We start from the raw sequence: 12,657 nt of genomic DNA, 5'->3' as shown, positions 1-12,657 counted from the left end.
CCATGACTGAGACTCCTTACCCCTCCCACACCGTCGTCGTGCCCAACAGCATCGACATGGTCAGCGTCCTCGGCCCCGGCGACGAGCACCTCGGCCTCATCGAGCGCGCGTTCAAGGCCGACGTCCACGTCCGCGGCAACCGCATCACCCTCACCGGCGAGCCGGCGGAGGTCGCCCTCGCCGAGCGCCTGCTCGACGAGATCGTGACCATCATCCGCACCGGTCAGGGGGTCACCACCGAGACGGTCGAGCGCATCATCTCGATGATGCGCGCCGAGACCACCGAGCGTCCCGCCGACGTGCTGTCCCTCAACATCCTCAGCAACCGCGGCCGCACGATCCGGCCCAAGACGCTCAACCAGAAGCGCTACGTCGACTCGATCGACAAGCACACGATCACGTTCGGGATCGGCCCCGCGGGCACCGGCAAGACCTACCTCGCGATGGCCAAGGCCGTGCAGGCACTGCAGGCCAAGGACGTCAGCCGGATCATCCTGACCCGCCCGGCGGTCGAGGCGGGCGAGCGGCTCGGCTTCCTGCCCGGCACGCTCTCGGAGAAGATCGACCCCTACCTGCGCCCGTTGTACGACGCGCTGCACGACATGCTCGACCCGGAGACGATCCCCAAGCTGCTCGCGGCGGGCACCATCGAGGTCGCCCCGCTGGCCTACATGCGCGGCCGGACGCTCAACGACGCCTTCATCATCCTCGACGAGGCGCAGAACACCTCGCCCGAGCAGATGAAGATGTTCCTGACCCGGCTCGGCTTCGGCTCCAAGATCGTCGTCACCGGCGACGTGACCCAGGTCGACCTCCCTGGCGGCGTCCAGTCCGGCCTGCGCGTGGTCGAGGGCATCCTCGACGGCGTCGAGGACGTGGTCTTCAACCGGCTGACCGCCAACGACGTGGTGCGGCACCGGCTCGTGGGCCGCATCGTCGCGGCGTACGACGCGTTCGACGCCACCCAGCCCGAGCGACCGAGCCACCAGCGCGACTCGCGACCGCGGGGGACCACCCGATGAGCATCGAGGTCCTCAACGAGTCCGAGCAGGAGCTCGACGTACGCCGGCTCTCTACCCTGTCGCGCTTCGCGATGGACAGGATGCGCGTCCACCCCCTCGCCGAGCTGTGCATCAAGGCGGTCGACGAGGACACCATGGCGCTGCTCAACCGGCAGTGGATGGACAAGGACGGTCCCACCGACGTGCTCGCCTTCCCGATGGACGAGCTGCGGCCCGGCAAGGTCAACGAGGAGCCCGAGGAGGGGGTCCTCGGCGACCTCGTGCTGTGCCCGACGGTGGCGGAGCGCCAGGGGGCGGAGGCCGGGCACGGCACCGTCGCCGAGATCGAGCTGCTCACCGTCCACGGCATCCTCCACCTCCTCGGCTACGACCACGCCGAGCCGGCGGAGCACGAGGAGATGTTCGGCCTCCAGGCCCGGATCCTCGAGGAGTGGCGGGCCTCGGCCCCTGATCAGCCCCAGTGATCGGTGACATCTGGCTGCTGCTGGTGGCAGCCACGCTCGTCGTGCTGGCCGGGCTCTTCTCCGCCGCCGACGCGGCCATCGGAGGCTTCTCGCGCGCCCGCGCGGAGGAGCTCGTGGCGGAGGGCGCGTCAGGGTCCAGGCGCCTGCTGACGATCCTCGACGACCCTGCCCGCTACCTCAACACCGCGCTGCTGCTGCGGCTCCTGTGCGAGACCGCGGCCATCGTGCTCGTCGCCCTCTGGGTCCACGACCTGTACGACGGCGACTTCTGGCCGGCCTACGCCACCGCCGTCGGCGCGATGCTGGTCGTGTCCTTCGTCGTGATCGGCGTCGCCCCGCGCACCGTGGGTCGCCAGCACGACCAACGGGTCGCGACCCTGTCGGCCGGCCCGTTGTCCTTCGTGACGACCGTGCTCGGCCCGTTGCCCAGGCTGCTGATCCAGCTCGGCAACGCGATCACGCCCGGCAAGGGCTTCCGCGAGGGACCGTTCTCCACCGAGACCGAGCTCCGCGAGCTGGTCGACCTCGCCGAGGCCTCCGCGGTCATCGAGTCGGGTGAGCGCAAGATGATCCACTCGGTCTTCGAGCTCGGCGACACCATCGCCCGCGAGGTGATGGTGCCCCGCACCGACGTCGTCTACATCGAGCGCTACAAGAACCTGCGCCAGACCATGTCGCTCTTCCTGCGCAGCGGCTTCTCCCGGGTGCCGGTCGTGGGGGAGAACCTCGACGACATCGTGGGCATCGCCTACCTCAAGGACCTGGTCCGGCGCGACTTCGAGCAGCCGGACGTGGAGTTCACCCAGCGCGTCGACGAGGTCATGCGGCCGGTCTACTGGGTCCCCGAGTCCAAGCCGGTCGACGCCCTGCTGACCGAGCTGCAGGCACGGCGCCAGCACATCGCGGTCGTCGTCGACGAGTACGGCGGCACCGCCGGCCTGATCACCATCGAGGACGTCCTGGAGGAGATCGTCGGCGAGATCACCGACGAGTACGACGAGGAGGAGACCGACGTCGAGTACCTCGAGGACGGCACCTACCGCGTCTCCTCGCGCTACCCGGTCGACGACCTCGACGAGCTGGTCGGCATCTCCGTGCACGACGAGGACGTCGACAGCGTGGGCGGGCTGATGGCCAAGCAGCTGGGTCGGGTCCCGATCCCCGGCTCGATCGTCGAGGCGCACGGACTGCGCTTCGAGGCCGAGCGGGTGTCCGGACGCCGCAACAAGATCGGCACGGTGCTCGTGAGCCCGGTGTCCGAGCGTGACCACGAAGACCACGACGAGGAAGCCCGCGACGATGACTGACGCCCCCCTGCCTCCCGAGGACGCCAAGCTCGTGACCCTGGCCCGCGCCACCCGGGCCCGCACCGGTGCCGCGGAGGGCGCGGCGGTGCGCGACCTCGACGGCCGGACCTACGCGGCCGCCACGGTGGCGCTGGAGTCGCTGTCCCTGACCGCGCTCGAGGTCTGCGTCGCGATGGCGATCGCGTCGGGTTCGCGGGGCCTCGAGGCCGCCGTCGTGCTGACCGCGGCCGACGGGACGCCCGACCTCGCCGCCGTCCACGAGTTCGCCGGCACCGACGTCGTCGTGCACGTGGGCGACCACCGGGGGACGCTGCGGTGAGCGTCCGCGCCGCGACGTACGCCGCCCAGGTCCTGCGCCGAGAGCAGCTCTCGTCGCACTTCGTGCGACTGGTGCTCGGCGGTCCCGGTCTCGACGGCTTCACGTCGACCGGCGTGCCCGACGAGTGGGTGGCCCTCACGGTGCCCGGGCAGTTCCAGACCCGCTACTACACCGTGCGGTCCTGGGCCGGCGGCGAGCTGGTGCTCGACGTCGTCGTGCACGAGATCGGCCTGGTGACCGAGTGGGCCTCCACGGACTGCGTCGGTGACACGGTGACCGTGAGCGCGCCCAAGGGGTCGTTCGCGATGCCGGACGACGCGGCCTGGCTGCTGCTCGTCGGCGACCTGACCGCGCTGCCCGCGATCGCCCGGATCATCGAGACGGTCTCGGTGCCCGTGACCGCCTGGGTGGAGACGCCGGACGAGCCGATCCGCGGCTACGTGGGCGGCGACGTCACCTGGACCACACCCCCCGAGGGTGTCGAGACCGCGACGGCGGACGTCGTCACCTCCATCGACTGGCCCGAGGGCGAGGGCTACTTCTGGATGGCGGGGGAGTCCGCCCAGATGCGGGCCATCCGCAAGCACCTGATGCGGGAGCGGGCGCTGCCGACGGCGGCGTACGACGTGATGGGCTACTGGCGCGGCGGGGGCCAGCAGCGACAGCCCCGTGCAGTCGATCCGGGACCCATCTGGCGCGCCGGCAAGGCGGCAGGGAAGAGTGACGAGCAGATCTGGGCCGACTACGACGCAGCGCGAGAGAAGATCGAATGAGCAACGAGCACGACAAGGACTTCGACGTCAGTGGCGTCGAGCCGGCCGGGCCGATCTACGGCACCCGGCCGGAGGGGTTCCGCAGCGGCTTCGCGAGCTTCGTCGGACGTCCCAACGCCGGCAAGTCGACGCTGACCAACGCGCTGGTGGGCAGCAAGATCGTCATCACCTCCTCCAAGCCGCAGACGACCCGCACCGTCGTGCGCGGCATCGTGCACCGGGCCGACGGCCAGCTGATCCTCGTCGACACACCCGGCCTGCACCGCCCGCGGACGCTGCTCGGGGAGCGCCTCAACGACCTGGTGAAGACGACCTGGGCCGAGGTCGACGTCGTCGCCGTGTGCTTCCCCGCCAACGAGAAGATCGGTCCCGGCGACCGGTTCATCGTCAAGGAGCTCGGCAAGGTGCGCCGCACCATCAAGATCGCGGTGGCGACCAAGACCGACCTGGTCACGCCCGAGCAGCTGGGCGAGCACCTGCTCGACATCGCCAAGCTGGGCGCCGAGACCGACACCGAGTGGGCCGAGATCGTGCCGGTCTCCGCCGTCTCCGGCGACCAGGTCGGACTGCTGGCGGACCTGCTCCTCGCGCAGCTGCCGGAGGGTCCGCCGCTCTACCCCGACGGCGACCTGACCGACGCGCCCGAGGAGATCCTCGTCGCCGAGCTGATCCGCGAGGCCGCGCTCGAGGGCGTGCGCGACGAGCTCCCGCACTCGATCGCCGTCGTGGTCGAGGAGATGAACCTCCGCGAGGGCCGCGACGACGACAAGCCGCTGCTCGACATCTACGCCAACCTCTACGTCGAGCGCGACTCGCAGAAGGGGATCATGATCGGCCACAAGGGCGCCCGACTGCGTGAGGTCGGCACCGCCGCCCGCAAGCAGATCGAGTCGCTGCTCGGCACGCCGGTCTACCTGGACCTCCACGTCAAGATCGCCAAGGACTGGCAGCGCGACCCGCGCCAGCTCCGCAAGCTCGGCTTCTGACCGGACCGTCCCTCACCCGAAGGTGCGCGGCAGGCCGATCTCGGCGGCCAGCCGGTCGGCGTACGGCGCACGCGCTGCGGCGTCCACGTAGCGTGCCTCGCGGTGCCGGCCGTAGAGCCGGTCGTCGTCGTGGCGGGGGAAGACGTGCACGTGGAGGTGCCAGACGTCCTGGTTGCCTGCCGGCTCGTTGTGCTGCCGGGTGGAGACCCCGTCGCACCCGTACGTCGACCGCATGGCCGTCGCGACCTGCTGGGTGAGGTCCCAGACCTCGTGGCCCGCATCGGTGGGCATCGTGTAGAGGTTCTCGTGGTGGGCGCGGGGGATCACCAGCGCGCCGCCGGGGTTGTCCGGCCACCACTTCGGTGAGATCCGCGCAAAGGCCAGACCGGTCACCGCGACGACGTCGGTCGGCTGGTTGCGCTCGTTGAAGTGACCCGCCTGCATGCGGCAGAAGGGGCAGTCATAACCGGTTGGTTCGTGGTTCCACACCGTGCCCATCCTGCCGCCCGATGCCCGCGGGATCCGAGGGGGATCGGCGTTCAGAGGTGTCGGCGGAGCAGCTCGATCCGGAGGTCGGACCCCTCGCGCAACGGCGTCCACTCACCGGTCGGGACGAAGCCCTGCTCCTCGTAGAGACGGCGGGCGGTGTCGTTGCCGTCCGTGACGTGCAGCTCGACGGTGGTCACCCCGCGGGTGCGCGCGTGCTCGACGAGCCAGCCGAGCAGGGCGCGGGCATGACCATGGCCCCGGGCCTCGGGGGCGGTCCACATCCCCCAGGCCATCATCCGGTCGGGGTCCTCGGGCGGGTGCCAGCCGGCGCCCATGGCGACGAGTCGGTCACCGTCGCGCACCGCCAGGATCGGGTCGCCCTGGTCGAGTCGGGCCTTCCAGGCCTCGTCGAGCTGGTGCTCGGCGTCGGCCAGGGTCATCCCGAAGGCGGTGGGTGCGTCCGCGAGCGCCCGCAGGCGGATCTCCCGGAACTCCTGCCAGTCGTCGGGCCCGAGCCGCTCGATGGTCGCCATGGGTGTGACCCTGCCAAACGGCGGGAGCCCGGGCCACCGAATTCGGTCCCCGACGGGCCTGTCCCGTGCTGCCGGTCATGACTGTGCGTGGAAGCACGGACGGGAGGCGCCGGACCGTGCATCCACGCACACTCGACGCGACCTCTCACCGAGCGACCACCGGGGGCGAGGTCAGACCGGGACCCAGCAGATGCCGTACCGCTGACCCGCGTCCCACTGCTCCTGCGTGGGTCGCTCCTCGGACCAGGTGAAGTCGAGCGGGTCGTCCGCCTGCGCGCGCGCCGCCGAGCCACAGGCCGACTCCATCCGCGTCGCCGCCTGGGCGGCGGTGGGGTACGCCGACCCCGGCAGGTCCACGGTCGAGATCGCCCGCCACGCGGGGTCGCCGACGCTGCAGGCGACGCGCTCGAAGGACGCCGCGCCGGGCTCGGCGGTGCCGCACATGTCGAAGCGGTCGGACGACGCGACCAGGCCCTGCGAGTCCGGCGGGAGGGGGAGCAGCTCCCCGGCGGAGGCGAGGGCGACGACGTCGCAGCGGAACCAGTCGGCAGCGGCGGCCGCGTCCTCCACGGACGGGGTGAACCACACCGCCTGCACCATGCTCAGGCGACGGTCCTCGACCGAGCCGCCCACGTGCCCACCGAGCAGCCCGGTGCAGGTCCGGGCGACCTCGGCCTGGACGTCCGGGGAGTCGACCGCCCGCAGGTGCCCGTCGCTCACCAGGTCGAGGCGGCCGATCTTGAAGGTCTGCGCCGTGTGCCGCTGCCCGCAGGGCACGTCGGCGCCGGCGACGACCGGCGCGATCGCCTGGTCATACGTCAGGAGGTGGCAGCCGTCCTTGGTCGGCCGTTCCGGCTGGACGACCGCGGTCGGCGACGGTGACGAGGCAGAGGACGTCGCGGAGGGCGTGGACGAGGGCGAGGGCGTGGGGGCGGGCGGCGACCCGCTGCACCCCGTCACGACGAGGCCCAGGACGGTCGCGAGGAGGGCGGTGACGAGCCCGCGGTGCGCCATACCCTGTCCGTCCGTTCAGTCGCTCAGCAGCGCGGCGATCGTACCGCCGAGCTCGTACGCCGCCTCGCGCTCGGCGTCGCCGACCTCGCCGAGGACCTCGAGCACCGGGGCGGACTGCTGCCACGGCAGCGCACGGACGATGGACTCCACGGACCTGACCGCGCCGGTCGTGTCGTAGCGGCCGTGCACCCACAACCCGAACGGCCGCCGGCCGCCGGTGCCGCCGGAGGCGGACCCGTCGTCGGTCAGTGCGCCGCCGGCCTCGAGGAAGATCGTGTCGAAGAAGTGCTTGAGCGCTCCCGACATGTAGCCGAAGTTGGCCGTCGTCCCGAGGAGGTAGCCGTCGGCGCCGAGGACGTCGTCGGCAGTGGCCGCCAACGCCTCCCGCTCGACGACCTCGACGCCGGTGATCGCGTCGTCCCGCGCCCCGGCCAGCACCGCGTCGGTCAGCGACCGCACCAGGGGCGTGGGGGAGTGGTGGACGACGAGCAGGCGAGCCATGGGCCGAGGCTACGGCGCCGGTCGCGGGCCCGCGCCGGGATGTGCCCGTCGAGGGGCGACGGCGGGTCTCGCGAGGAGTAGCGTGGCGGGACATGACCTTCGAGGTGGCGGGCGAGGCGTACGACCGGTTCATGGGCCGCTACTCGCGTCCCCTCGCGGGGATGCTCGTCGACTGGCTCGAGGTGTCCGAGGGGCAGCGGGCCATCGACGTCGGCTGCGGCCCGGGCGCCCTGACCGGCCACCTCGTCGAGCGTCTCTCCGCAGCGCAGGTGGCGGCCGTGGACCCGTCGCCGCCCTTCGTCGAGGCCTGCCGGTCCCGGTTCCCCGGTGTCGACGTCCGCGAGGGCTCGGCCGAGGCGCTGCCGCACGACGCCGGGTCCTTCGACGTCGCCGGCTCCTGCCTGGTCGTGCACTTCATGCAGGACCCGGTCGGTGGGCTCGCCGAGATGGCCCGTGTGACCCGTGAGGGCGGCCGGGTGGGCGCGACGGTGTGGGACCTGCACGGCCGGCGCGAGCCGATGGCGCCGCTGTGGAGCGCCCTGGCCGAGCTCGACCCCGACCATCCGGGCGAGCGCGGGCTGCCGGGCGGCAGGGAGGGCCAGCTCGTGGAGATCCTCGAGGGAGCGGGCCTGCGCGACGTGGAGGGCACGGAGATGGCCGTGACCGTCACCCACCCGAGCTTCGAGGAGTGGTGGGAGCCCTACCTCCACGGGGTGGGTCCGGTGGGCGAGTCCGTCGCGGCCCTGGGCCCGGTCCGCCGCGAGCAGCTGAGGGCCACCTGCCGTGAGCGGCTCGGGCCAGGCCCCTTCGACCTCACCGCGGTCGCCTTCGCGGCCCGCGGCCGCGCCTGAGCGTCGTACGCCGGCGCTCGACGTCGTACGTCACGGCGTGGCGTCTCACGGCGGGAGGACGGGGAGGCGCACGCGACGGGACCGGGCTACGCTGGACGCATCATGACGCGCAGCCTCCTTCTTCGCTGCCGCAGCGAGGCCTGACCCAGCCGGCCTCCTCGCTGCGGAGAGCGTGCTGTGCACCGGCGCCCGTCACCAGCGACATCGAGGACCTCATGATCATCAGCACCCCGCCCCACGAGCGGAACCCCCAGCAGCCCAGCGGCATGAAGCACGAGCGCTACGTGCCGTTCCTCCCGGTCGACCTGACCGACCGCACCTGGCCGACCCAGCGGATGACCCAGGCGCCCCGCTGGTGCGCGGTCGACCTGCGCGACGGCAACCAGGCGCTCATCGACCCGATGAGCCCGGCCCGCAAGCGCGAGATGTTCGAGCTCCTCGTGAAGATGGGCTACAAGGAGATCGAGGTCGGTTTCCCGGCCGCGTCCCAGACCGACTTCGACTTCGTGCGGATGCTCATCGAGGAGGACCTGATCCCCGACGACGTCGTCATCCAGGTGCTGACCCAGGCCCGCGAGGAGCTGATCGAGCGCACCTACGAGTCGCTGCGCGGCGCCAAGCAGGCGATCGTGCACCTCTACAACTCGACGTCGACCCTGCAGCGCCGCGTGGTCTTCGGCCTCGACGAGGACGGCATCCAGGACATCGCCGTCCGCGGCGCGGAGATCTGCAAGAAGTACGAGGAGCTGGTCCCCGGCACCGACGTCTTCTACGAGTACTCGCCCGAGTCCTACACCGGCACCGAGCTCGAGTTCGCCGTCCGGGTCTGCAACGCCGTCCTCGACGTCTTCGAGCCGACCGCCGAGCGCCCCGTCATCATCAACCTGCCGGCGACGGTCGAGATGGCCACCCCCAACGTGTACGCCGACTCCATCGAGTGGATGGGCCGCCACCTGCACCACCGCGAGCACGTCATCCTCTCCCTGCACCCGCACAACGACCGCGGTACGGCGGTCGCGGCGGCCGAGCTCGGCTACCTGGCCGGCGCGGACCGCATCGAGGGATGCCTGTTCGGCAACGGCGAGCGCACCGGCAACGTCTGCCTGGTGACGCTGGGCCTCAACCTGCTCACCCAGGGCATCGACCCGCAGATCGACTTCTCCGACATCGACGACATCCGGCGCACGGTCGAGTACTGCAACCAGCTGCCCGTCCACGAGCGGCACCCGTACGGCGGCGACCTCGTCTACACCGCGTTCTCCGGCTCCCACCAGGACGCCATCAAGAAGGGCTTCGAGGCCCTCGAGGCCGACGCCGAGCGCGCCGGCGTACCCGTCGACGACCACGAGTGGGCCGTTCCCTACCTGCCCATCGACCCCAAGGACGTGGGCCGCAGCTACGAGGCGGTCATCCGGGTCAACAGCCAGTCCGGCAAGGGCGGCGTGGCCTACATCCTCAAGCACGAGCACAAGCTCGACCTGCCCCGCCGGGCCCAGATCGAGTTCAGCCGCGTCATCCAGCAGCGCACCGACACCGAGGGTGGCGAGGTCGCGCCTGCCGCCATCTGGGAGGCGTTCCGCAGCGAGTACCTCGACCGCGAGCGCCCGCTGTGGCTCGACTCCGTCCACACGAGCAGCGCCGCCGGCGAGAAGGACCAGCTCACCACCCAGGTCTTCGTCGACGGCGAGCTCACCAGCCTCTCCGGCGAGGGCAACGGCCCGATCGCGGCGTTCGTCGACGCGATCAACGGCCTCCCGCAGGCCGCCGAGCGGGGCTGGGACGTCCGGGTGCTCGACTACCACGAGCACGCCCTGTCCTCGGGCGGCGACGCCATCGCTGCGGCGTACGTCGAGTGCGCGGTCGGCGAGAAGGTCCTGTGGGGCGTGGGGCTCGACGCCAACATCGTCACCGCGTCCCTCAAGGCGGTCATCTCCGCGGTCAACCGCGCCTGACACTCGCGGGATGCCCTAGATTGCCCGCCATGTTGGTCAGCGAGCGGATCGGCCAGTTCTTCCTCGAGCACGCCGGGGGACGCGACCGGCTCGAGTACACCGAGTACGGCTCGGGCGACGCCTGGGTGGTGCTCCTGCACGGCCAGCTGATGCCGCGCCGGATGCACCAGCCGCTCGCGCGCGCCCTCGCCGCCGAGGGTCTCCACGTGGTGACCCTCGACCTGCTCGGGCACGGCCGCTCCGACCGGCCGGCGGACCCGTTGTCCTACTCGATGACCGCCTTCGGCGAGCAGGTGGTCGCCCTGCTCGACCACCTCGGTGCCGAGCAGGCGATCATCGGCGGCACCTCGCTGGGGGCCAACGTGTCGCTCGAGGTCGCGGTGCTGGCCCCCGGGCGGGTCCGCGGGCTGCTGCTGGAGATGCCGGTCCTCGACAACGCCCTCGAGGCCGGGATCATGGCCTTCGCGCCGCTGCTGTTCGCCGCCCGCTTCATGCCCCTGACCGTCTCGGCGCTGCGCTGGGTGACCCGGCCCGTCCCGCGCGGTCTGGTGCCGTTCTGGGTGGGGATCGGGCTCGACACCTGCAACCAGCAGGCGGCTCCGATGGCCGCCGCCGTGCACGGGATCTTCTTCGGACGGGTCGCGCCGTCATCGGCGCAGCGACGGGCCATCCAGGTCCCGGCGCTGGTCGTCGGCCACCCGGCCGACCCGATCCACCCGGCCGCCGACGCCGCCATGCTGGCGGCGGAGATGCCGAACGCGCAGTTCGTCCGGGCCCGCAGCATCCTGGAGTGGCGGTCTGCGCCCGAGCGGCTCAACACCCTGGCGGCCGGCTTCGCGCGCTCGTGCTGGGACTCCCCGCGGGGCGCGCGGCGTCGTACCCCCTGACGGGGCAGAATGGCCGGGTGCCCCTCTACCGCGACGAGGCGGTCGTGCTGCGCACCCACAAGCTGGGTGAGGCCGACCGCATCATCACCCTGCTGACCCGCCACCACGGCCGGGTCCGTGCGGTGGCGCGCGGGGTGCGGCGTACGTCGTCGCGCTGGGGCTCGCGGCTGGAGCCCTTCAACCACGTCGACCTCCAGCTCGCCGAGGGCCGCAACCTCGACACGATCACCCAGGCCGAGACGATCGACCCCTTCCACTCCCGGCTCGGGCTCGACTACGAGCGCTACACGTCGGGCACCGTGATGCTCGAGACCGCCGAGCGGCTGGTCACCGAGGAGAAGGAGCCCGCGGTCCAGCAGTTCCTGCTCCTCGTCGGCGGCCTGCGCGCGATGGCGGGAGGCGAGCACGAGGCCGGCCAGGTGCGCGACTCCTACCTGCTGCGCTCGCTGTCGGTGGCGGGCTGGGCGCCGTCCTTCGACCACTGCGTCTCCTGCGGCGTCGAGGGCCCGCACCGCTACTTCAACCCGTCGGCGGGCGGTGTGCTGTGCCGGCTGTGCAAGCTGCCCGGATCGGCCACCCCGGCCGAGGAGACGCTGCTCCTCGGCGCGGCCCTGCTCACCGGCGACTGGCCGCTGGTGCACGCCGCCGAGCCGCGCCACCTCAAGGAGGCCAGCTCGCTGGTCGCGGCCTACCTCGCCTGGCACGTCGAGCGCGGGCTGCGCTCGATGGCGTACGTCGAGCGCTGACGCGTCGCGCCTGACTAGGGTTCGTCCCGTGAAGCGAAGCGTCCGACCGCCGACCCCGCACCCCAGCGGCGCCCGGCCCCCTGCCGTGCCCGCCGACCTCGTGCCGCGCCACGTCGCCATCGTGATGGACGGCAACGGCCGCTGGGCCAAGGATCGCGGGCTGCCACGCACCAAGGGGCACGAGCAGGGCGAGAGCTCGCTCTTCGACGTCGTCGAGGGCGCCATCGAGATCGGTGTCAAGGCGATCTCCGCCTACGCCTTCTCCACCGAGAACTGGTCGCGCTCGCCCGACGAGGTCAAGTTCCTCATGGGCTTCAACCGCGACGTCATCCGCCGCCGCCGCGACGAGATGCACGAGCTCGGCGTGCGGGTCCGTTGGGCCGGCCGGGCGCCGCGGCTGTGGAAGTCGGTGGTCAAGGAGCTCCGGGTCGCCGAGGAGATGACCCGCGACAACGACGTGCTCACCCTCACCATGTGCGTCAACTACGGCGGCCGCTCCGAGCTCGTCGACGCCGCCCGGTCGATGGGCAGGGCCGTGGCCGAGGGGCGCCTCGATCCCGACAAGATCGACGCCCGCACCTTCGCCCGGCACCTCTACGTGCCCGAGCTCTCCGACGCCGACCTCGTGTGGCGCACGTCGGGGGAGCAGCGGCTGTCCAACTTCATGCTCTGGCAGGCGGCCTACAGCGAGCTCGTCTTCACCGACGTGCTCTGGCCCGACGTCGACCGGCGCCACCTGTGGCAGGCCGTCGAGCAGTACGCGCGTCGCGACCGCCGCTACGGTGGCGCGCTGCCCAACGCGACCTGAGGCGT

The 12,657-nt window shown here is 71.8% G+C and carries 15 protein-coding genes; 11 read left to right on the top strand and 4 right to left on the bottom strand.

The annotated features are described in order from the left end of the window. The first annotated feature begins 2 nt into the window (after window positions 1–2). The 6 genes from ASG88_RS15465 to era are packed head-to-tail and all read left to right on the top strand — an operon-like array spanning window position 3 to window position 4,871. The gene (locus ASG88_RS15465; RefSeq protein ID WP_056888345.1) at window positions 3–1,022 is read left to right on the top strand and encodes a PhoH family protein; all 1,020 of its coding nucleotides are present in this window, start codon (window positions 3–5) and stop codon (window positions 1,020–1,022) included. Beyond that, on the top strand, window positions 1,019–1,486 hold the full coding sequence (gene ybeY / locus ASG88_RS15460) for an rRNA maturation RNase YbeY (protein ID WP_056888344.1): 468 nt from the start codon (window positions 1,019–1,021) through the stop codon (window positions 1,484–1,486). The genes ASG88_RS15465 and ybeY overlap by 4 nt, the downstream gene beginning before the upstream one ends. Further along, entirely contained in the window at window positions 1,486–2,793 is a 1,308-nt protein-coding gene (locus tag ASG88_RS15455) for a hemolysin family protein (protein WP_056888615.1), read from the top strand. Before ybeY ends, ASG88_RS15455 begins: the two co-directional genes overlap by 1 nt. Next, the gene (locus ASG88_RS15450) at window positions 2,786–3,112 is read left to right on the top strand and encodes a hypothetical protein (protein WP_056888343.1); all 327 of its coding nucleotides are present in this window, start codon (window positions 2,786–2,788) and stop codon (window positions 3,110–3,112) included. The genes ASG88_RS15455 and ASG88_RS15450 overlap by 8 nt, the downstream gene beginning before the upstream one ends. Further along, the gene (locus tag ASG88_RS15445; protein ID WP_056888342.1) at window positions 3,109–3,885 is read left to right on the top strand and encodes a siderophore-interacting protein; all 777 of its coding nucleotides are present in this window, start codon (window positions 3,109–3,111) and stop codon (window positions 3,883–3,885) included. Before ASG88_RS15450 ends, ASG88_RS15445 begins: the two co-directional genes overlap by 4 nt. Continuing rightward, window positions 3,882–4,871 (top strand): GTPase Era, encoded by a 990-nt coding sequence (gene era / locus ASG88_RS15440; RefSeq protein WP_082600528.1) that lies wholly within the window; start codon window positions 3,882–3,884, stop codon window positions 4,869–4,871. Before ASG88_RS15445 ends, era begins: the two co-directional genes overlap by 4 nt. Window positions 4,872–4,883: 12 nt before the next feature. Here the strand turns inward: era and ASG88_RS15435 are convergent, their stop codons facing one another. The 4 genes from ASG88_RS15435 to ASG88_RS15420 form a co-directional block, all read right to left on the bottom strand. Further along, a complete protein-coding gene (locus ASG88_RS15435) occupies window positions 4,884–5,315 on the bottom strand; it encodes an HIT family protein (protein ID WP_200956473.1) in 432 nt (143 codons plus the stop codon). A 95-nt stretch (window positions 5,316–5,410) separates the two neighbouring features. Further along, on the bottom strand, window positions 5,411–5,893 hold the full coding sequence (locus tag ASG88_RS15430) for a GNAT family N-acetyltransferase (protein ID WP_056888340.1): 483 nt from the start codon (window positions 5,891–5,893) through the stop codon (window positions 5,411–5,413). A gap of 171 nt (window positions 5,894–6,064) precedes the next feature. After that, a complete protein-coding gene (locus ASG88_RS24085) occupies window positions 6,065–6,907 on the bottom strand; it encodes a septum formation family protein (protein ID WP_056888339.1) in 843 nt (280 codons plus the stop codon). Between the two features lie 15 nt (window positions 6,908–6,922). Next, complete coding sequence (locus ASG88_RS15420) at window positions 6,923–7,408, bottom strand: flavodoxin family protein (protein ID WP_056888338.1); 486 nt, start codon at window positions 7,406–7,408, stop codon at window positions 6,923–6,925. A 92-nt stretch (window positions 7,409–7,500) separates the two neighbouring features. Here ASG88_RS15420 and ASG88_RS15415 point away from each other — a divergent pair, with 92 nt between their 5' ends. The 5 genes from ASG88_RS15415 to ASG88_RS15395 all read left to right on the top strand — a co-directional run bounded on the left by ASG88_RS15415 (window position 7,501) and on the right by ASG88_RS15395 (window position 12,652). Beyond that, the gene (locus ASG88_RS15415) at window positions 7,501–8,259 is read left to right on the top strand and encodes a class I SAM-dependent methyltransferase (protein WP_056888337.1); all 759 of its coding nucleotides are present in this window, start codon (window positions 7,501–7,503) and stop codon (window positions 8,257–8,259) included. Window positions 8,260–8,474: 215 nt separating this feature from the next. Beyond that, the gene (leuA, locus tag ASG88_RS15410) at window positions 8,475–10,211 is read left to right on the top strand and encodes a 2-isopropylmalate synthase (RefSeq protein WP_056888336.1); all 1,737 of its coding nucleotides are present in this window, start codon (window positions 8,475–8,477) and stop codon (window positions 10,209–10,211) included. A 29-nt stretch (window positions 10,212–10,240) separates the two neighbouring features. Continuing rightward, entirely contained in the window at window positions 10,241–11,098 is an 858-nt protein-coding gene (locus ASG88_RS15405) for an alpha/beta fold hydrolase (RefSeq protein WP_056888335.1), read from the top strand. Between the two features lie 17 nt (window positions 11,099–11,115). Continuing rightward, the gene (recO, locus tag ASG88_RS15400) at window positions 11,116–11,844 is read left to right on the top strand and encodes a DNA repair protein RecO (RefSeq protein ID WP_056888334.1); all 729 of its coding nucleotides are present in this window, start codon (window positions 11,116–11,118) and stop codon (window positions 11,842–11,844) included. Between the two features lie 28 nt (window positions 11,845–11,872). Then, window positions 11,873–12,652, top strand: a complete 780-nt coding sequence (locus ASG88_RS15395) for an isoprenyl transferase (RefSeq protein ID WP_056888333.1) — start codon at window positions 11,873–11,875, stop codon at window positions 12,650–12,652. The last annotated feature ends 5 nt before the right edge of the window (window positions 12,653–12,657 follow it).

The sequence above is a fragment of the Nocardioides sp. Soil777 genome, assembly GCF_001428425.1.
Taxonomy (GTDB): domain Bacteria; phylum Actinomycetota; class Actinomycetes; order Propionibacteriales; family Nocardioidaceae; genus Nocardioides; species Nocardioides terrigena.
Note: the sequence above shows the minus strand (reverse complement) of the source record. Positions and strands in the feature narration are given on the sequence as shown.

Coding starts and splice junctions, on each gene's coding strand:
- ASG88_RS15430 (WP_056888340.1), bottom strand. CDS start 5,893: ATGGCGACCATCGAGCGGCTCGGGCCCGACGACTGGCAGGAGTTCCGG.
- ybeY (WP_056888344.1), top strand. CDS start 1,019: ATGAGCATCGAGGTCCTCAACGAGTCCGAGCAGGAGCTCGACGTACGC.
- leuA (WP_056888336.1), top strand. CDS start 8,475: ATGATCATCAGCACCCCGCCCCACGAGCGGAACCCCCAGCAGCCCAGC.
- ASG88_RS15420 (WP_056888338.1), bottom strand. CDS start 7,408: ATGGCTCGCCTGCTCGTCGTCCACCACTCCCCCACGCCCCTGGTGCGG.
- ASG88_RS15435 (WP_200956473.1), bottom strand. CDS start 5,315: ATGCAGGCGGGTCACTTCAACGAGCGCAACCAGCCGACCGACGTCGTC.
- ASG88_RS24085 (WP_056888339.1), bottom strand. CDS start 6,907: ATGGCGCACCGCGGGCTCGTCACCGCCCTCCTCGCGACCGTCCTGGGC.
- ASG88_RS15405 (WP_056888335.1), top strand. CDS start 10,241: ATGTTGGTCAGCGAGCGGATCGGCCAGTTCTTCCTCGAGCACGCCGGG.
- ASG88_RS15465 (WP_056888345.1), top strand. CDS start 3: ATGACTGAGACTCCTTACCCCTCCCACACCGTCGTCGTGCCCAACAGC.
- ASG88_RS15450 (WP_056888343.1), top strand. CDS start 2,786: ATGACTGACGCCCCCCTGCCTCCCGAGGACGCCAAGCTCGTGACCCTG.
- ASG88_RS15415 (WP_056888337.1), top strand. CDS start 7,501: ATGACCTTCGAGGTGGCGGGCGAGGCGTACGACCGGTTCATGGGCCGC.
- era (WP_082600528.1), top strand. CDS start 3,882: ATGAGCAACGAGCACGACAAGGACTTCGACGTCAGTGGCGTCGAGCCG.